Annotated in this window: 19 protein-coding genes and 1 pseudogene; 3 read left to right on the top strand and 17 right to left on the bottom strand. The window is 26.2% G+C overall.

The window, feature by feature from the left end; all coding sequences use genetic code 11:
* Positions 1-295, bottom strand: a 295-nt coding sequence (locus Q1J76_RS10795) for a Gfo/Idh/MocA family protein (RefSeq protein ID WP_300370125.1), incomplete at its 3' end; no start/stop codon positions are given.
* A 165-nt stretch (positions 296-460) separates the two neighbouring features.
* Here Q1J76_RS10795 and Q1J76_RS10800 point away from each other — a divergent pair.
* Entirely contained in the window at positions 461-2,119 is a 1,659-nt protein-coding gene (locus Q1J76_RS10800) for a formate--tetrahydrofolate ligase (RefSeq protein WP_300370127.1), read from the top strand.
* 104 nt (positions 2,120-2,223) lie between these two features.
* Here Q1J76_RS10800 and Q1J76_RS10805 read toward each other — a convergent pair whose 3' ends face one another.
* From Q1J76_RS10805 to Q1J76_RS12615, 9 genes and pseudogenes are all read right to left on the bottom strand, one after another.
* Positions 2,224-4,950 carry a tetratricopeptide repeat protein gene (locus tag Q1J76_RS10805; protein WP_300370129.1) on the bottom strand — a complete coding sequence of 909 codons (2,727 nt, stop codon included), beginning with the start codon at positions 4,948-4,950 and terminating at the stop codon, positions 2,224-2,226.
* Between the two features lie 50 nt (positions 4,951-5,000).
* A complete protein-coding gene (locus Q1J76_RS10810; protein ID WP_300370131.1) occupies positions 5,001-5,423 on the bottom strand; it encodes a hypothetical protein in 423 nt (140 codons plus the stop codon).
* 165 nt (positions 5,424-5,588) lie between these two features.
* Positions 5,589-7,256 carry a carbon starvation CstA family protein gene (locus Q1J76_RS10815; protein WP_300370133.1) on the bottom strand — a complete coding sequence of 556 codons (1,668 nt, stop codon included), beginning with the start codon at positions 7,254-7,256 and terminating at the stop codon, positions 5,589-5,591.
* A 32-nt stretch (positions 7,257-7,288) separates the two neighbouring features.
* Positions 7,289-7,813, bottom strand: coding sequence for a DUF8052 family protein (locus Q1J76_RS10820; RefSeq protein ID WP_300370135.1), 525 nt, complete (start codon positions 7,811-7,813; stop codon positions 7,289-7,291).
* 235 nt (positions 7,814-8,048) lie between these two features.
* Positions 8,049-8,642, bottom strand: coding sequence for an RdgB/HAM1 family non-canonical purine NTP pyrophosphatase (gene rdgB, locus Q1J76_RS10825; RefSeq protein WP_300370137.1), 594 nt, complete (start codon positions 8,640-8,642; stop codon positions 8,049-8,051).
* 43 nt (positions 8,643-8,685) lie between these two features.
* On the bottom strand, positions 8,686-9,153 hold the full coding sequence (locus Q1J76_RS10830; protein ID WP_300370139.1) for a GyrI-like domain-containing protein: 468 nt from the start codon (positions 9,151-9,153) through the stop codon (positions 8,686-8,688).
* Between the two features lie 73 nt (positions 9,154-9,226).
* The gene (locus Q1J76_RS10835; protein ID WP_300370141.1) at positions 9,227-9,400 is read right to left on the bottom strand and encodes a hypothetical protein; all 174 of its coding nucleotides are present in this window, start codon (positions 9,398-9,400) and stop codon (positions 9,227-9,229) included.
* Positions 9,401-9,439: 39 nt separating this feature from the next.
* Positions 9,440-9,568 carry a hypothetical protein gene (locus Q1J76_RS12545; RefSeq protein ID WP_367182136.1) on the bottom strand — a complete coding sequence of 43 codons (129 nt, stop codon included), beginning with the start codon at positions 9,566-9,568 and terminating at the stop codon, positions 9,440-9,442.
* Positions 9,568-10,411 (bottom strand): annotated as a pseudogene (locus Q1J76_RS12615) (TAXI family TRAP transporter solute-binding subunit). Before Q1J76_RS12615 ends, Q1J76_RS12545 begins: the two are co-directional and overlap by 1 nt.
* Before the next feature lie 159 nt (positions 10,412-10,570).
* Here Q1J76_RS12615 and Q1J76_RS10845 point away from each other — a divergent pair.
* A complete protein-coding gene (locus Q1J76_RS10845) occupies positions 10,571-10,921 on the top strand; it encodes a demethoxyubiquinone hydroxylase family protein (RefSeq protein ID WP_300370143.1) in 351 nt (116 codons plus the stop codon).
* A gap of 31 nt (positions 10,922-10,952) precedes the next feature.
* A complete protein-coding gene (locus tag Q1J76_RS10850) occupies positions 10,953-11,762 on the top strand; it encodes a family 1 encapsulin nanocompartment shell protein (RefSeq protein ID WP_300370145.1) in 810 nt (269 codons plus the stop codon).
* A gap of 73 nt (positions 11,763-11,835) precedes the next feature.
* Here Q1J76_RS10850 and Q1J76_RS10855 read toward each other — a convergent pair whose 3' ends face one another.
* From Q1J76_RS10855 to Q1J76_RS10885, 7 genes are all read right to left on the bottom strand, one after another.
* On the bottom strand, positions 11,836-12,819 hold the full coding sequence (locus tag Q1J76_RS10855) for a DUF2157 domain-containing protein (protein ID WP_300370147.1): 984 nt from the start codon (positions 12,817-12,819) through the stop codon (positions 11,836-11,838).
* The gene (locus tag Q1J76_RS10860) at positions 12,803-13,135 is read right to left on the bottom strand and encodes a hypothetical protein (protein WP_300370150.1); all 333 of its coding nucleotides are present in this window, start codon (positions 13,133-13,135) and stop codon (positions 12,803-12,805) included. The genes Q1J76_RS10855 and Q1J76_RS10860 overlap by 17 nt, the downstream gene beginning before the upstream one ends.
* A 58-nt stretch (positions 13,136-13,193) precedes the next feature.
* Positions 13,194-15,191: an ATP-dependent helicase gene (locus tag Q1J76_RS10865; RefSeq protein ID WP_300370153.1), complete on the bottom strand. Its 1,998-nt coding sequence runs from the start codon at positions 15,189-15,191 to the stop codon at positions 13,194-13,196.
* A gap of 94 nt (positions 15,192-15,285) precedes the next feature.
* Positions 15,286-16,296 carry a hypothetical protein gene (locus Q1J76_RS10870; protein WP_300370156.1) on the bottom strand — a complete coding sequence of 337 codons (1,011 nt, stop codon included), beginning with the start codon at positions 16,294-16,296 and terminating at the stop codon, positions 15,286-15,288.
* A 3-nt stretch (positions 16,297-16,299) separates the two neighbouring features.
* Positions 16,300-16,908 carry a hypothetical protein gene (locus tag Q1J76_RS10875; protein ID WP_300370159.1) on the bottom strand — a complete coding sequence of 203 codons (609 nt, stop codon included), beginning with the start codon at positions 16,906-16,908 and terminating at the stop codon, positions 16,300-16,302.
* Positions 16,909-16,981: 73 nt separating this feature from the next.
* Positions 16,982-17,272 carry a Bor/Iss family lipoprotein gene (locus Q1J76_RS10880; protein ID WP_300370162.1) on the bottom strand — a complete coding sequence of 97 codons (291 nt, stop codon included), beginning with the start codon at positions 17,270-17,272 and terminating at the stop codon, positions 16,982-16,984.
* A 151-nt stretch (positions 17,273-17,423) separates the two neighbouring features.
* On the bottom strand, positions 17,424-18,719 hold the full coding sequence (locus Q1J76_RS10885; protein WP_300370165.1) for a hypothetical protein: 1,296 nt from the start codon (positions 18,717-18,719) through the stop codon (positions 17,424-17,426).
* Between the last annotated feature and the right edge of the window lie 167 nt (positions 18,720-18,886).

Here is an 18,886-nt window from a genome sequence, read left to right on the forward strand (position 1 = left end):
AAGTTTCTGTCATAGGTTTTTCTACTAATACATGTTTTCCTTTTTCTACTGCTTTTTTTGCTATTTCAAAATGATATATTGTAGGGCTTGCTATTATTACTGCATCTGAATTATCTATAGCTTCATCTATACTTGAAAATTTTTTTATATTATATTTTTGCGATATTTCGTTAAGATGTTTTTCATCGGTATCATATATTCCTGATAAAATTATACTATTTATTTGGCTTATAACATTCAAATGGAATTGTCCCATTCTTCCAACACCGATTAAACTTATATTTACTTTATCCATTAATAAATCCTTTTATATAAATAAAAATAAACTTTAAGAAATTATAATAGTAATTTAACAAAAATCAATAATATTTTTTTATTAAAATTTTATATACTATCAAATATTTTAAAAATATAGTAATATTATTAAACAAATAAAAAAACTATGTTATTGGAGATTATAATGAAATCTGATATAGAAATAGCTCAAGAATGTAAATTGTTAAGAATAGAAAAGATAGCTGAAAAATTAAATCTCATAGATGAAGACTATGAAGTTTATGGTAAATATAAAGCTAAAATTGAATTATCATTATTAAATAAATTAAAAGATAAAAAAGACGGAAAATTAATTTTGGTAACGGCAATTACTCCAACTCCAGCAGGTGAAGGAAAATCGACTGTTACAATAGGTCTTACTCAGGGATTAAATAGAATAGGGAAGAATGCAGTTGCCGCTTTAAGAGAACCTTCTCTAGGTCCTGTATTCGGTATAAAAGGTGGAGCTTGCGGAGGAGGATATTCTCAGATTGTACCTATGGAGGATATTAATTTACATTTTAATGGAGATTTTCATGCTATAACAAGTGCACATAATTTGATATCTGCATGTATAGATAATCATATTAAACATGGAAATGAATTCAATATAGATCTAAAAAAAATAGTATTTAAAAGAACTTTAGATATGAATGATAGGGCATTAAGAGATATAGTTATAGGGCTTGGAGGAAATGAGAATGGTACTGTAAGACAATCATCATTTCAAATAACAGTATCATCTGAAATTATGGCTATATTATGCTTATCCAATTCATTAATGGACTTAAAAGAGAAAATAGGTAATATTATATTTGCCTATGATATTAATGATAATCCATTGATGGTTAAAGATTTAAAAATAGAAGGTGCTGTATGTACATTACTTAAAGATGCCGTAAAACCTAATTTAGTTCAGACACTTGAAAATACCCCTGCTATAGTTCATGGAGGACCTTTTGCTAATATTGCACATGGATGTAATTCTATACTAGCCACTAAAATGGCTTTAAAACTTTCTGATTATACTATAACCGAAGCTGGATTTGCTGCTGATTTAGGAGCAGAGAAGTTTCTCGATATTAAATGCCGTATTGCCGATTTAAAGCCGAATTGTATAGTTTTAGTTGCTACTATAAGAGCATTAAAACATCATGGAGGAGCTTTGGATATTAATAAAGAAGATTTAGAAGCTTTGAATAGGGGCTTTGAAAACTTGGATAAACATATTGAGAATATGCATAAATATAATATTCCTGTAATAGTTGCTATAAATAAATTTTCTACAGATACTGATAAAGAAATTGAATGTATAATAAAACATTGTGAAGATATGGGTGTTGATATTTCATTATGTGAGGTTTGGGCTAAAGGCGGAGAAGGAGCAATAGATTTATCTCATAAAGTTGTAAAACATGCTGTAGATTCCAATTATAAACCTCTTTATGATTTAGAAAAAACTATAAAAGAAAAAATAGAAATCATATGTAAGGAAATATATGGGGCAGGGGAAGTTAAATTTTCTAATAAAGCTATAAAAATGATTAAAAAAATAGAGGATATGTCTTTTGCTAATCTTCCAATATGTATGTCAAAAACTCAAAAATCTATATCGGATAATCCTTCATTATTAAATGCACCAAAAGGATATACATTAAATGTTGATGATATAAAACTTTCTTCTGGTGCGGGTTTTATAGTTGTTATGGCTGGAGGAATAATAGATATGCCGGGACTTCCTAAAATACCAGCAGCATGCAGTATAGATATAGATGAAAATGGAAAGATAAAAGGATTATTTTAATATTTTTAATATATAAAATATTAAAAATAGCTATGATTTTTAGTCATAGCTATTTTTTTTTGGTATTGCATTATTTATGCATTTTTATATTTATTTTTTATTATTCAGTTGTTATTAGGGGTAGCAGTAGTATTATCTGTAGCTGTTCCATTATTATTTTCAGTTACTGTATTGTCTTCAGTAGCGGAGGCAGTATTATCAGCTGTATTGTCCTCTGTTACAGTAGTTTCATCAGTAGTTGTTTTCTCTTCAACTGTAGGTTCAGGCGGCGGCGGAGGTAATTTAAGATTATCAATATCCTCAACTCTTATATTTATATCCATTCTCCTTATTACTGTTTTAGCTGTTTCTGCTTCAACAGACTCTCCCAAAGAATCTACTAATGTTATTTCTGGATCCTCACTTCTATATTGCTTCATTTCAAGTACATAACCTTCGGAATCTTTTGCTATAGTAGTTTTATTTCTGCCATCATTTTCTATAGTTATAGTAACTCCATTTGCTCTAACTTCATTAACACTGCTTCTTCCATCTATATAAGTTTTTGTTGTAGAAGTACTTCCATCTGCTTCTGTTGTTGTAGTTTCTGTATTACCAGCAGTATCTCTTATAACAATTATACTGGAACCATTAGGTTTTGTAGTAGTTGTTATACTGCTTGAATCGGCTGCTACAACTTCTGTTACAGTACTTGAATCTCTGTTAAGAGTTGTAGTTTCTCTTGAACCGTCCTGTCTTATTACTCTTTTTATAGTAGTTCCATCAGGCATTTTTATTTCACTTATAGTATCTTCAGCAACAGTATCTGTTATTATAGTGCCATCAACTTTTTTAGTTACAACTGTAAAAGAGCCATCCTCATTATATGTTTTTGTTATGATACTTCCATCATCAGATTTTACATTGTATGAGAATGTTCCCATACCTGTACCTGATGAGTTTCTCTCCTCAACTCTTCCATCTGGATAAACTATTTTCAAATTACTTATTCCATTTGTATCAACGGTTGTAGTTCCTATACTTCCGTCTATATAATTAGCAACTACAACATAACTTCCCTCAGGGTTTTCTGTTTTTACTATAACGGCACCATCAACTCTCTTTGTTTCTGTTTTAATATTTCCAGAATTATCCTCTGTTCTTTTTACCTCTGTTCCATCTAAACTTCTGCTATAGAAAAATACTAGGTTATCATCTTTATAATTTGTTGTTATAGACCCGTCAGATCTTTCAACTACAAATGCTTTGTTGCTATCTAAATTTTTTCTATTTATGAATGAACCATCAGGATATAGAGTATATTCAAAACTGTCTCCTGATAATGTTTTTGTATTGATAGATTTAGAATTATCTATCATATAAGTTTCTACTCTTTTATCGCCATTTTCAAATAATGTTTCTATTTCTCTTTTACCATAAGGATATATTGTATCTGAAACTTCATAATTATTTGAATATATTTTTGTCTTTTCTATTTTACCATTTTCATATGTTATTCTTACACCATTAGGATATATAGTTTCCCTCTCATAATCAAAATTAGGGAATATATTTTCTGTTGTAATACTTCCGTCATTATTTGTATTTACTCTATAATTATTTGTGAAAGGAATAAATTTAACAGATGTATCATTACTTCTTATTAATGATATAACTCTCTCTAAAGATTCCTTTTGATAATAATCATTTCCAACATTTGTTAAAAATATTTCATATGATATTGCAGCATTAGTTATTTCACCAATTGCTAGGTATGTATGCCCCATATTAAGATATGCACTATAATATAAAGCCCAAGTATTATATGTATCTACAGAAGCTATATTTGTTTTTATTTCAACCATATTTCCATTTGTATCTATAACATTAGTCATTATAACTATATTAGTTACTGTGAATGGATTTTCTTCTGTTATCACATAAGTAGAACCTGTTGTTGTAGAGTTTGTAGTTAAAGAAACACTATTAGAATCTCCTGTCATAGTATCATTTGTATCTATTGTTGGTGGAAGAGATGTTTCTGATACTGCAGGATCAACAACTTCTAAATTAAAATTATTATTAGCTTCAAATATTACAGTTGTATTTGTAAATTCATATTCATTAGTATATGTATTTGTTATCACGATATTAGTAAATAGTGGAAGTTTTGTAAATGTATTATCGAATGCATTTTTTATATTTTCATTTGACTGATTCAAACTATTTATTGCATCAGATATATAATTGGTATCTGTTGATATTGTATTTGTATTATTTAATGCATTATTAGTTGATATTGTATTAGTTGTACTTCCTATTGATATATTAGTTACAATTTCATCTGTTGTTGTACTATTAATTTCAAATGTGAATATTGTATTTGTAACCACATTTTGCGAAACTGTATAATTAGTTAATATTTCATTATTTAATTTACTTGTAAATGGAGAATGTAAACGCTGTATAGCTCTATTATACCACAACAAAGCATCTTCATAATTTTTTAACTGATAATAAGAGTTTGCTATATTATTGCAGTATGAGTATGAATCATTTATATCGAATGCTAATTTATAATAATCTATTGCATTTTCATATTGTTTATCTTGGAAATAACATGCTCCTATATAATAATAAAGCATATCATTTGTAGATAAAGGTCTTCTCTTTAAATATAATAGAAATGCTTCTCTAGCAAAATTATATTTTTTTTGGAAGAAAAGCTTTTCCGCATTATAAAATTCTCTGTCTATATTTCTTTCGTCATTAGGAGCTGTATTCTGTGCTAATAATAATGATGATAATAATATAAAAATAGATATTATAAATATTGGAATAATCTTTTTCATAATAATAAAATCCTCTTAAATTAATTTCATAAGGATAATATTTAAAACTATCAATTTTTTATATAGTCAAAATAATGATTAAATAGCGAGTAAAGTATATATTCGCTGTATCCCCTTACTTTTTTATTTTTATCTAATACATCATTTAAAAATTCAAATGTTTTTTCATTAGGATTTTCTATATAATAGAGTCTTTCTTTGGATAAAGAAACACTATCATTTTTTATCATTTTGATAAGGGATAACTCTTTCAATCTATCTTTTTTATCCTCTCTGCTTGCTTGGTATGAGAATAAACGCTTTACCAAATTTTCAAATACTATTTTATTATACATAACAGCTCTTCTAACATCAGTATCTACACTTCCGTCATAATTATTGATTTCACTGTCAAATATTGCAATAGATATAGCGGATCTAATATCAGCGAATACCGCTTTTTCTTCTTTTAATTTAAATTTTTTATTAGACATAATAATAAAAATATTTCACCTTTATTTAGATATAATACATATATTATATCGACAAAGTTAAAAAATTAATTAGATGAAAAAAATATATAATTAGATAATGGTTCTTTATAAGAAACCCCTTCCATATTTTAATATGAAAGGGGCTTTATATACTATTTTATTGAATTATTTGTTTTTAATTGGATCATTAGGGTTAGAAGCAGTTTCTTTAGATAATCCGCGAGCCCATTGACCAGTAATAAACAATTCTATAACAGCTAATATTATCATAACAGCAGCTATAGCAGCCAATACATAACCATCAAAAGTAGCTTTAGCAATGTTTGTGTAAACAACCAAACCTAATGCAGAAAGTGTAACAGCGAACATAAAGATTAAAGGAACAATGTTTTCCCAAGAAGTTCTTCCCTGACGATTTTTTATCCAAGCAGCAACAGCTAATAATGATAATCCAGCTAATAATTGGTTAGCACTTCCGAATATAGGCCAAATTCTAGCATAACCATAAAGAGTCATACCCAATGATACAGCAACTGTAATACCAGTAGCTACATAAGGATTTGTAAGTATAGTTTTATGAACTCTTCCGTCAGCAGCAGTATATTCACCTAATTCCTGTATCAAGTATCTACCTATACGAGTAGCACTGTCCAAAGAAGTTAAAGCGAAAGAAGCAAATGCCAAAGTAACGAAAGTTTTACCCATACTCAATGGTACTCCAAAAGAAGTCATGAATGTAGCAACACCAGTAGCAAATCTAGCAGCAGGTGTACCTTCACCATTTCCAGCAACAGCAGAAACACTCATTAAAGCAACTATAGCAACTATACCTTCTATAAGCATAGCACCATAACCTACTAGTTTAGCATCTTTTTCACTATTAAGCTGTTTAGCACTTGTACCAGAGCTAACAAGAGCATGGAAACCAGATATAGCACCACAAGCAACTGTAATGAAAAGTATAGGGAATAAGTAGTTACCATTACTAGGCATAAAGCTAGTGAAAGCAGGAGTTTGTACAGCAGGTCTCATTATAACCAAACCAACAACACCACCTATTACCATAGCGTAAAGTAAGAATGAAGATAAGTAATCTCTAGGCTGTAACAATATCCATACAGGCATTAAAGAAGCCAATATTATGTAAACTACTAATATAGCTTGCCAATGTATTTTCTGTAAAGTTAAAAATGGGAACTTATCAGATATGAAAATAATTGCTGCTAATAAGGCAACACCTATGATTGTAGAAACAGCAACGCTTGCACCTCTTCTATATACTAAAAAACCAAATAGTAAAGCCAAAACTATGAATAACATACTAGCAGTACCAGCAGCTGCAGATTCTCTATAATTATCAACATTCACAGCAAAAGTACTAGCAGTAATATCCAAGAAAGCGGCTACTACTAAACAAATAGTAATAAATGCATAGAGAGTGAACATTATTTTACCTTTTTGGCTTACATTGTGTCTTATAACTTCTCCAATAGATTTTCCCTCATGTCTTAAAGAAGCAATTAATGAACCATAATCATGCACTCCTCCAAAAAATACACATCCGATTATGATCCATAAATATACAGGAAGCCATCCGAACATAGTAGCAATAATAGGACCAGTAATAGGACCAGCACCAGCTATTGAAGAGAAATGGTGACCTAATAATACTTTTGCATCAGTTGGTACATAATCTTTACCGTCATTAAGAGTATGAGCAGGGGTTTTTTTACCAGGGTCTACACCCCATTTCTTTGCTAAATATGAGCCATAAGTTATATAGGCTACGAAAAATATGACCATACCTAACAATAGTAGAATGAAAGCATTCATTTTTATATCCTTGTAATAGTTTTTATGACTTCCTAAAAATCCGAAAGAAGAAGTTTTAATTCTTTCTTACGCATCTTAGGTAAGTATACATTTTTATCGGTCATAGATACTATAGCATATTGGGTTTCTGACCAGCCATGAAATAATAATTTGTAATTAACTTTATAAAAAAACTTTTTTACCATTTTTTCCCATTCTTTATCTAAAGGGCTTTCAGTTACTATTATTCCTGTAATTACACTTCTTTTATGAAATTTATTAGGATTTGATATTATTGGGGTAAGCCTAACAAGCATTTCCTGAAAGTTATTTATATCTTCTTTCTTTAAATCTTTAATAAATTTTAAAAGCACATGCTCAAATACAGAATAACCTTCGTAAACAGTAGATTTGGTTATAAATGACTTGAAGAAATCATTTCTATGGAAAGCATAAAAATCAAAATATTCTTCTTCCTTAGTGATTTCATATTCCAAATCAAAATGTCTCATCAATTTTTCTGATAAGCTAAATATGTATTTTTTTACATTTTCATTATCGATGTGAAGTTTTGCCATATTACCTCTCCATGATATATATTATATAAAGTTTTTTTTCATTGTCAAGTTGTTATATATGTTAAATATTAATAATTATTATTTGATATATTGTTTTTTATAAAATTTTAGTTTTTTTTTGAGAAAATTATGAAATTTATATAATTATTTAAATTGTAAATTGATAGATAATATATTGAAATGTTATAAAAAATGATTTTGTATAATATATTAATTTATAGTTGTTTTATATATATTATACATGATATATATTGTACAAAATATTTTTCATTTTATTCATAGCTAAAGATCTATGGCTTATAGAGTTTTTTTCTTCAAGGCTCATTTCAGCATATGTTATATCATACCCATCAGGCTGAAATATAGGATCATATCCGAAACCTTCAAATCCTCTAGGATTTTTTATGATTTTACCATTTACTATACCTTCTAATGCTATATAATAATTATCATTTAGTACACATACAGCAGAAGTTATGAAATAGGCTGTTCTATCCTCTTTATCTTTCAATTCATCTAAAAGCATTTGCATCTTTTCTTTGTATCCTAAATTTTCCCCACCATATCTAGCAGAATATACTCCTGGTCTCCCATTAAGAGCATTAACACAAAGACCAGAATCATCAGCTAAAGAAGGTAATTTAGTATAATTATATACTGCTTTTGCTTTGATTAGTGAATTTTCTATAAATGTATTTCCGTCTTCTATAATTTCACCTATATCTGAAGGTATTGGTAATATTTCATTTATACCGCTGTCTTTAAATATATTTTCTATTTCTTTTATTTTATGTTTATTGGCACTTGCTATTACTAATTTTTCAAGCATTTTGAATATCCTCATTAATTATTATGTTTATAGTATTATTTGATTATATTATATTGAAAAATAAATAAAAATCTTTACTATTGGCTATATAGTATTCCATAACATTTCCAATTATTATATAACCATTTTTTGGAGCATAATTTTCAATTACAGATTTGAATATAGTTTCATAATTTTCTATATTACATTTTACCTTTATAAATTTTCCACCTTTTATATTCCATTTAGTCCAGCCTTCTGGTGCTATAGAATTTTCTTTTACTTCAACTCCAGCCATATACTTTCCAATCTCTTCCCAAGGAGAAAAAGTTTCATTTATATCATTCATTATTCCCCATATACCAGCTAAATTATTATTTTCATCTACTTTAACAAAATTAATTATTTCTTTAATGTTTTTGTTAAAGTCCTTCCATAAAGGTAATACCCATTCAGAATGTTTTTTGCTTTCTCCTTCAGCTACCTTTCCCATAACTTCAAAATTTTCTTTTTCTATTATCTCTATATCCATAGAATTAATCTCCCCATGATATTGAATATTTTTTATGACTATATTAAAAAAATAATTTGAACATAAATAAATATTATACTATAAAATTTATTATTAAAGAAAGTATAGATACCTTTTTATATTCTATTTTTATGTTTGTCTTTGGAACGAAAAAATTATACAATTCTATTATTTTATCTCTGCTCATTATAGCGTGATTTGCTATAGTTCTTACAAATAAATACAAATCTTTAATGATTTTATTCATAATAAATATTAACTAATTTTTAATTTTTGCACAAAATAATCAATTTAAATAAATACCTAATTCTTTATAGTACTTCATAGAATGGTATTTATATACCTTTATATCTAACTCTTCAGCTTTAGAATTCATTATAAGCAAATCTCCTTTACTATTAAAAATAGTTTTCATCAAATTGTAAACCATATCTTTAATATACTATTGTTAACAGACAAAGAAACTTTTACTGCTATAGCTTTTGTATTATTAGTAACTCCGTTATATGTTTTTGCTGGTATTGTAACTTCAGTATAATATTTATATTGTATAGTTAATTTATCTATTTGTATTTTATACAAAGGTATCAAAACTGTTTCTTTATTCAAAGCTAAATTTTGTAAAGTATAATTATGAATTCCAGCTACTATAAAACTTGTATCTAAAGTTCCATTTTGTAATTCTTAGCTTTATAATTTGAATGATAAATTTTCTTTTTTTATATCATCAAATGTAAGTCCATAAGAGTTTAATATTTGTTTAGAATTGAATTCTTCTCCTCTGCCTGCATCTCCTACAGAAACTCTTTTTCCTTTCATCTCTGCTATTGATTTTATACCGCTTTCTTTAGCTGTTGCTATTTGAACTATTTCTGTATATTAAAGTAAGCATTGCAGAAAAATTACTTAATACTTCTCCTGAAAATATATCCACACCATTATGAGCATAATACATAACATCATTTTGTACAAATGTCATATCAGCATCGTTTTGATTAATAAGTTTTAATTTTTCATCAGAAGCTACTGTAGACTCTACTATAACATCAATTCCTTCAATATTACTATCCCATACTCGCAATACCTTCTCCGAATGAATAATAAGTTCCGCTAGTTCCTCCTGTAACAAAACATAGTTATTTGAAGTATTATTACTTTTGCATCCTAAAATTAATATTAAAAATGATATCATGATTATCATTACTTTTTTCATGATATACACATTTGGATTATGTAAAATAATATGTTTATAATACATTGTTAGAATTAAAAGTCAATATTAATATTCAAACAAATCAATTTATAATTTTAAAAAATGTATTAATTTTCTAAAATTATATTGACATTATATTTTACTTTGCTATAATTTACTTATTGATAATAAATTCTAATAAGAAAAATAATTAGGAGGGTTTATATGCCTAGTTTTGCAAATCCATTTAATGCTAATGTGAATAGAAAGGTAACAAAAGAAGAATTAATACAAGCTATAAGACTTGACATTGCTGGGGAACTTGAGGCTATATATTTATATGATGCTCATGTTATGGCTACTGATGATCCTGTAGCTAAAGCTGTATTGTCCGATATAAGAGATGAGGAAAAAGCACATGTAGGGGAGCTTATGGCTTTACTTAGACATTTAGATCATAAAGAAGTTGAACATTTTGAATCTGGAGAATTAGAAGTCAAAGAGATGATGGAAGAACTTGGAATAAAAGAACCTAATTTATCTGGTCTTACAGTTGGAAGTTTGAAGAAAGACTAATAAGTTTAAAAAATATTTTAAGGAGGAATACATGGATTATTTAGCTAGAGAAAGTTCACCTTTTGAAGAAAACTTTTGGAATGATATAGATAGAGTTGTTATAGAAACAGCAAGTAGAACTTTAATAGGAAGAAGATTTTTATCTATTTATGGTCCTTTAGGTGCTAATGCTATAAGCGTTCAATATGATAAAAGCGATAGAGAAGAAGTTTTTGAGAACGGATTTGTAAAAACTTCAGGAAGAAAATCTGTTGAACTTCCTCAATTATATGAAGATTTTACATTATTATGGAGAGATTTAGAGAATAATATATCTAATAAATTGCCTTTGGATCTATCCATTGTATCACAGGCTGCTCAGACACTTGCAAATAAAGAGGATAATTTAATATTCAATGGAAGCGAGTTTTTAGAGTTAAAAGGTATACTTAATGCTGAAGGTGTACAGAAATTAAAAATCTCTGATTGGGGACAGGGTGAAAATCCCTATACTGATATAGTAAAAGCTATAAATATGATTAGAGAAAAAGGTATCGTAGGAAGATTTGTTTTATGTTTAAGCCAGTCATTATATTTTGATTTGCAGAGAATACAGCAAGGTACTGGAATGACAGAGGCTCAAAGAATATCAAATATGATTACAAATCTTTATAATATTCCTGTTATAAAAGGAAAGAAAGCTGCTTTACTTTGTGCTGAACCTCAATATATGGATTTAGCTGTAGGAATAGATATGTCTACTGCATATTTAGAGCAGAAAGATTTGAATCATAGCTTTAGAATAATGGAAACTATTATACCTAGAATAAAAAATTCGCAAGCAATAGTTGTTTTAGAATGATTTGCTTTTCATAATAAACTCTTAAGATAACATATTTTACCTGCAATTATTAATATGTAATTGTAGGTTTTTTTTATTTATATTTTATGATTCTTTCTATTATTATCCCTATTAATATAGTAGAGATTCCTAATATAGTAAAGAATATCCAAGCGTTCATCTCTAAATAGAAATATTGAAAGTATCTTATATATATATTTAAAATTATAAAAAATATTGAGTATTTAACTATTAATGAGTTTTTTAATTTACATCCTATTATAAGAGTTATAATATCTGATAATAAAAATAAAATACTGTGTATTAATAATTCTTCAGATTCATCTTCAAATATTATAGGTATGCTGTAATGTCCAAATATTGACATTATAGCGAGTATTATGTTTATATACAATATTCCTATTATGCAGTATATAGTTGAAAATTTAAAATATTTCTCTCCTAGCTTTTTATTGATATTAGTTATTCCAATCAAAAATATAAATATTCCTGTTATTATAAATCTTATATAATTATTAATTGTTAAATCGATTCCAGATATATCAAAACCTTCAAAACCATACCAAGTAATTAATCCTATGATAGCTATTGATAATACTGCATAATTTCTTTTTATATATGCTATTATAAAAAATAGTATTATACTTATAAGAGATAAAAGAATAAAATTATCTTTATTATGAGTTATTATATAAGAAATAGTAAATATATCGGCTGATAAAAATATGGAAGATAATGCTATTATAGCATAGGAGGTTTTGGGTAAATATATTTCTTTTCTTTTTAAAATTTCATCTATTATAAATCCAGATAAAAAAAGTGCTGTAAATAAAAATGCTATGAAATAAAGAGAGAAAATATAAAAACTTATAAAAAATATGAATCCAATAGCCACCATTATAATACCAACTATCATTATTGATTTTATGATAGGCTGCCAGTCTATATAATCATTTTTATATTTTTTTGATAATATCTCTAATTGTTTATCGCTGATTATATTCTCTTTATTCCACTTTTTTAATTCTTTTAATATAAATTTATTTTTGCTTCCCATAATTTTTAAATATTTCTGTTTTTATAAATTTCATATTATCCAAAGTATATTTAGTATAATCATTGTCATCATACTTCATATTTCTTAAAGCTTTAATATATTTAATAAAATTTATAAAAGCATTCATTAAGTCAGGAGGAATAATACTTTCAATATCATCTTTTATATTATCATTAAAATTTTCATTGTTTTCAGACATTATTAAATTGGAGAAATCTTCTTTATATTTAAAAAAACTATCCAAATCATTATTTTCTAAATATGAAATAAGTTCATTTAATTTATCAGCTATTAATTGTAAATCTTTATTATTCATATATTAATTAAATATTATAATAAAATAATTGCAATAGTAAAAATCATTAAAAATAATACTATTTATTTTCAGGTTTTAAAGATGCTTTTAAATTAGAGAAAAACTCTTCCTCATTCATAGCCATTTCTTCAGGAAGATTTTCACTCATCTCCTCCAAAAATACAGAAGGAGTGCATTCTACCTTTCTTCCCATTTTGGTTCTGCTTCTGCAGTAGGTGAGAGTTAAATGTTTTTTAGCTCTAGTCATAGCAACATAGCAAAGTCTTCTCTCTTCCTCCAAGCCATTTTCATCTAAACTTTTTTGATGAGGCATAATACCATCTTCCATACCGCATATATAAACATAAGGAAATTCTAAACCTTTAGCCGCATGTATACTCATAAGCATAATACCTTTCTTTTTATCCTCATCATCATTCTGTTCCTCTATGCTCATAAGTAATATTCTATCAAGATAATTTTTTAAAGTGGCATTCTTATTTGTTTTTTCATATTCAAGTATTCCATTCATAAGAGATTCAACATTCTCCATTTTTTTAGCACCTTGTTCTTTTGTGTCGCTGGAATTAAGTACCTCATTATGATAGGCTATAGCATCTAAAAATTTATTTATATTATCATATAGTTTTGGACGCTGCAAATCATTTTTATCAACTGTAAATAGATCATGATAATGCTCTATCACTTCAAGAAAATCTTTTATTCCAGCCTTTGCTTTAGGAGAAATAGAATCCATATTCTCATAATTAAGTAATGTTTGATATAATGATACTCCATTTTTGATACTTGTTTCATTAAGGTTATTGATTGCTACAGCTCCTATTCCTCTTTTTGGTATATTTATAACTCTGAGTAATGAAACTTCATCTTCAGGATTAACAAATAAATTAAGATAAGCAAGTATATCTTTAATTTCCTTTCTTTCATAAAATTGAAAAGCACCTACAACAGTATAATGAAGTCCTCTAAGCCTGAAAGCCTCTTCAAAAAGTCTTGACTGGGCATTCATTCTAAAAAGTACAGCAAAATCTTCATAATTTAATTTTTTGCTTATAGAATAATTTATTATAGAATCAGCTACAAACTGAGCCTCTTCTCTTTCATCTTCGCATGGCATTATTGTAGGCGGTATTCCTTCTTCTCCTTCAGCTACTACTTGTTTATTTTTTCTTTGAGTATTATTACTTATAACAGAATGTGCTGCTTCAAGTATGGCTTTTGTACTTCTGTAATTTTTTGTAAGAGTTACTATTTTAGCATCTGGATACTCATTTTCAAAAGATAATATATTAGATACATCAGCACCTCTGAATGCATATATACTTTGATCATCATCTCCTACAACGGCAATATTTTTGTATTTAGCAGCTAAAAGGCTAGTAAGTTTATATTGAGCGAAATTAGTATCCTGATATTCATCTATCATTATATATCTGAATCTATCTTGATATTTTTCAAGAACTTCAGGAAACTCTATATATAAATCAATGGTAAGATTAATAAGATCATTGAAATCAACGGCATTATATCCTTTTAAATAGCTTTGATAAACTTCATAAACTCTTTTAGTAATTTTCTCCAAATCATTATGAGGTTCTATTTCATGAGGCTTCATTAAATTATTTTTATATCTATCTATATACCAAGCAAATAAATTTTCATCATAATTAAGAGTATTGATTTTGATTTCTCTTAAAATACTTCTTATCAGTGTTTTGCTGTCAGATGAAGAATATATAATAAAATTATTTTTGTATCCTAATTTATCTATATCACCTTTTAACACCCTTACACAAAATGAATGAAAAGTGCTTACCACCAATTGTTTTGGTTTCTCTTTCAAAAGTTTTGTTATACGCTCACGCATTTCAGCTGCTGCCTTATTTGTAAAAGTAACAGCTAATATTTGACTTGGAAGAACACCATGTTTTATTAAGTATGCAATTCTCTCTGTAATTACTCTAGTTTTGCCAGAGCCAGCTCCTGCCAATGCAAGTAATGGTCCGTTTATATGCTCTACTGCCTGTCTTTGTTCATCGTTTAACATTAATGCCATATATTAATCACCTCTTATTTGAAGAGTTATTATATATTATATTCAAATAATGTAAAATTTTTTTAATGCATATATTAATCTATAATAGCTTTTATTAGAAAAATAATGATACTTCTACTCCAAGTTTATTTTCCATTTTTTTATAAGAATATAATTGCCTAGAACGTAAATATTCGTATTTTACTCCTATTGTAAATCTGTAAATTTCAAAACCTATACCTATTGCTATAGATGGAAACCATTTATCATAAGTATCCGTTATATTATATCCTTTATTATTATTTATTCTTTCTACTGAATTTATTCTATCATAACTAGCACCTAAATAAATTCCGCTTATAAAACTGATTTCACCCCATAATGGATATCTGAAATCTGTCCCATAATATACGCTGAATAAATTGATGAAATTAGATTCTTTAAAACCTGTCATAGCAAATGAGAATCCACCATATAATGTAAAATATCCATATTTATAATGAATAGAAAAATGCATAAGTTCTATACTTGAATCTCTGAATTCTTCTTTCTCTTTGTTATAAAGGTTATCATCTCCTAATATATCGCCTCCTATATGAGTGCATATATGTCTTACTGGAGTGAATCTGAATCTTAAAACATCATTGTAAATATAATCAAAATATAATTCTACTTGCATATATGTTCCATAGAATATACTTTCACCATACAGAATGCTATAATCAGGTTTATAAACAGAAAGAAAAAATTGAGTTAAAAATCCAACTCCTACTCTAAATCTATGCTTTCCTTTATAGGTGAATGCTATAGGATTTATTTCCGAACCTAAAGTAGGCTGATGAAAGAAAATCATTTTATCAAATCTATAATTATTGTTATGATTATACATAGATTCTATATTGAATATATCTCCTACCCAATATTTACTATTGTATACTTCAGGATCAAGCCAGCCATATAAATATTTATCAGTATCATAAAATCTTAAAGGATTAAAATTCCATTTCGATTTTACTTCATTTATATGCATATCCATTTTATTATAAGAATTTGTTTGAGCATAAATTTTTACATATAAAGATAATAACAATAATAATGCTATTATAGATGATAACTTAAATTTCATATATTAAAACTTAACAGAACTTAATGAGTTTGCTATCCTTACCATAGAATCTTCTAAATATGAAACAGGAAAAGTATAATTTAAAATGAAGTAATTATCATTTACCGATTCAAATATAGTAAAAAATATGTATGTTGTATTATTCATATTAATTTTAAACTGTATATTTTTTTTACCATTGATAATATAATATTCTTCTGTGAAATTATTTCCGTCTTTCATAGACTTTACAAAATTGATAAAATTATCTAATGAAGTTTCATCTTTTTTCATATATGCAGCTAAGCATGTTATTTTTACTTTTTCATCTATAAATATACTGTCTGTATAGAAAAGATCTTTTCCATATCCTGTTTGAGATATTATATTTTCTTTTTCTTCATCTGATAATTTAATTGAATTTATTGGAGGAGAGAATTTTACACCTATATTTGTGATGGAATATGAATTAGTATATGTAACCCCTTCTTCAAATAATTCTAATTTTTTAAAAGTGATTTTTCTATTAGAAAATAAATCGCCGCTATTTTCATTTTCTGCTTCGCTGCTATTGTTATTACAGCTTATGATTGCAAAAATTATTATAGAAAGAGAAATTATATATTTATTCATATTGCACCATTACTTTATTTATAAATAATTAGGCTATCATTTGGAATAATAGCCTAAAAATATATGATTGATTTTACTTAGTTACTGTTACACTTCTGCTGGTAAAGCTAACAAGACCTGTTAAAAGATTTAAGAAGAAGTCTCCAGCATTTTGTCTAGTATATATTTCATAATTTTGAGCATTTCCTGCTAATTGATGAGTATCTACAAAACCAACTGGAATCAATCCCCATAAGGCATACCATTGCTTTCTTGAAACTGATACTCCTGTTTGAGGTCCATTTCCTACAACATGTCTATGCTGTGCTATACATGAAGTAGCAAACAAAGCAACTATAAATACTAAAACAATCATTTTTTTCATATTTGTCTCCTAAATTTTTTTTATAACAATTAAAGATTTTTTATTTCTTTAATAAGTTATCATAGTTATAATTCAAATGTTTTGGAAATAATATACATCATCAATAAAATAATGCATTTGAAGTATTTATTTTTTTTAAATACTTCAAAATTTATTGTAAAATTTTTTTTAAAAATCTGTATTTTGAAATTAATGCTATATTATTGATATAATGATTTTTTGATGATTTATTATAGAGTTTATTGAAATTGTATAGTTCTATATAGCCTATAGGAAGTTTTTTATAATTATCTTTGGTTATTATTTCATAAATTATATTTTCATCTTCTTTATTTAGATTGACAGTTTTATATTTTTTATTATTTTCAGAATTTAATTTCTTTAATTCTTCTGTTTTTTCTTTGAAATAACAAAAATCATCTTTTGAAATTCTATCTGTAAAATAAAGACAATTTAAAATATCATCATTGAAAAAATGACTGTAATATTTTATGAATCTTTCATATTCTATTTGATAATCTATTAATTTTTTATTTAATTCTATATATTCCTGTAAATATGCATCGTTTTTATAATCTTCATAAGAAAATATATTAAATAATTTAAAAAGATTTTTTTTGTAGCACGATTCTTTATTTTCTAATTTATATCCTAAATATGTATACTCTTTTTTTTCCTTATGACTATTTTTGAATGATTTATAAGTTTTTCTGCAGAGCTTTATCAGTTTATTATATTCATTTTCTATAATCTTTCCCTGTTTGAAATTATCAAATATAAAAAAAGGCATATAGTATAATTTATAATCATAGTATACAAGTTTATCATCATTATTTTGAATATTTTTATATAGGCATTTTATTTCAGCTTCTATTATATTAAAGTAATAATTATCCCTGCTGAATAAAATCCTGATGAGTAAAGCTGTTTCAAGTTCAAAATATTTTACTATGATGTCAAATAATTCTATTTCTTCTAATGTGTAAAAATATAAGTTTTTTCTTTTATTTGTATTATTTGTAGTTTCCTTACTTCGCAAAATATAGGCAGGAAATATTGTATCCATATACACTTTTTGTTTTATTTTATCTTTTATTCTTTTTATATATTCTTTGCTTTTTATTTTTTTATCATATAAAATATTATAATACTCTATAAAGGCATCTCTGCTTAAAAAATATGTATATTGTTTATTTTTTATATTATTTATTTCATTTTTATTTATATATTTTATTGTTTCCGAGCTATCATAATCAAATATATTATCATTTTTTATTATTACTTTTCTTATTTTATAATCTTTTTTAATATTCTTTTCTCTGCCTGACACGCTTTCTATTATATAAATATTTTTATTATTATTTATTATTTCATTTAAAGAAGAAATATATTTTTTTGAATCTATATAATTAAATTCTATACCTTTTTTATTTATATCAAATGCCATACTTTGTAATATCCGTTACTATTCTTTCTATTTTTTTATAATATTTATTTTCTTTTTCAATTTTATTTTTAGCTTTATTAAGATAGTATAATGCTTCATCTTTTAATTGATAATTCAAAAAAGATATATCATATAATTCATATAATGAAATGCCTTTCAAATAACAA

Origin of the sequence: Brachyspira sp., assembly GCF_029258575.1 — a bacterium.
Classification (GTDB): Bacteria; Spirochaetota; Brachyspiria; order Brachyspirales; family Brachyspiraceae; genus Brachyspira.

What these genes read in the sequence shown, in the direction of transcription:
- Q1J76_RS10800 (WP_300370127.1), top strand. Translation starts at nt 461, where the DNA reads ATGAAATCTGATATAGAAATAGCTCAAGAATGTAAATTGTTAAGAATA.
- Q1J76_RS10805 (WP_300370129.1), bottom strand. Translation starts at nt 4,950, where the DNA reads ATGAAAAAGATTATTCCAATATTTATAATATCTATTTTTATATTATTA.
- Q1J76_RS10810 (WP_300370131.1), bottom strand. Translation starts at nt 5,423, where the DNA reads ATGTCTAATAAAAAATTTAAATTAAAAGAAGAAAAAGCGGTATTCGCT.
- Q1J76_RS10815 (WP_300370133.1), bottom strand. Translation starts at nt 7,256, where the DNA reads ATGAATGCTTTCATTCTACTATTGTTAGGTATGGTCATATTTTTCGTA.
- Q1J76_RS10820 (WP_300370135.1), bottom strand. Translation starts at nt 7,813, where the DNA reads ATGGCAAAACTTCACATCGATAATGAAAATGTAAAAAAATACATATTT.
- rdgB (WP_300370137.1), bottom strand. Translation starts at nt 8,642, where the DNA reads ATGCTTGAAAAATTAGTAATAGCAAGTGCCAATAAACATAAAATAAAA.
- Q1J76_RS10830 (WP_300370139.1), bottom strand. Translation starts at nt 9,153, where the DNA reads ATGGATATAGAGATAATAGAAAAAGAAAATTTTGAAGTTATGGGAAAG.
- Q1J76_RS10835 (WP_300370141.1), bottom strand. Translation starts at nt 9,400, where the DNA reads ATGAATAAAATCATTAAAGATTTGTATTTATTTGTAAGAACTATAGCA.
- Q1J76_RS12545 (WP_367182136.1), bottom strand. Translation starts at nt 9,568, where the DNA reads ATGAAAACTATTTTTAATAGTAAAGGAGATTTGCTTATAATGAATTCT.
- Q1J76_RS10845 (WP_300370143.1), top strand. Translation starts at nt 10,571, where the DNA reads ATGCCTAGTTTTGCAAATCCATTTAATGCTAATGTGAATAGAAAGGTA.
- Q1J76_RS10850 (WP_300370145.1), top strand. Translation starts at nt 10,953, where the DNA reads ATGGATTATTTAGCTAGAGAAAGTTCACCTTTTGAAGAAAACTTTTGG.
- Q1J76_RS10855 (WP_300370147.1), bottom strand. Translation starts at nt 12,819, where the DNA reads ATGGGAAGCAAAAATAAATTTATATTAAAAGAATTAAAAAAGTGGAAT.
- Q1J76_RS10860 (WP_300370150.1), bottom strand. Translation starts at nt 13,135, where the DNA reads ATGAATAATAAAGATTTACAATTAATAGCTGATAAATTAAATGAACTT.
- Q1J76_RS10865 (WP_300370153.1), bottom strand. Translation starts at nt 15,191, where the DNA reads ATGGCATTAATGTTAAACGATGAACAAAGACAGGCAGTAGAGCATATA.
- Q1J76_RS10870 (WP_300370156.1), bottom strand. Translation starts at nt 16,296, where the DNA reads ATGAAATTTAAGTTATCATCTATAATAGCATTATTATTGTTATTATCT.
- Q1J76_RS10875 (WP_300370159.1), bottom strand. Translation starts at nt 16,908, where the DNA reads ATGAATAAATATATAATTTCTCTTTCTATAATAATTTTTGCAATCATA.
- Q1J76_RS10880 (WP_300370162.1), bottom strand. Translation starts at nt 17,272, where the DNA reads ATGAAAAAAATGATTGTTTTAGTATTTATAGTTGCTTTGTTTGCTACT.
- Q1J76_RS10885 (WP_300370165.1), bottom strand. Translation starts at nt 18,719, where the DNA reads ATGGCATTTGATATAAATAAAAAAGGTATAGAATTTAATTATATAGAT.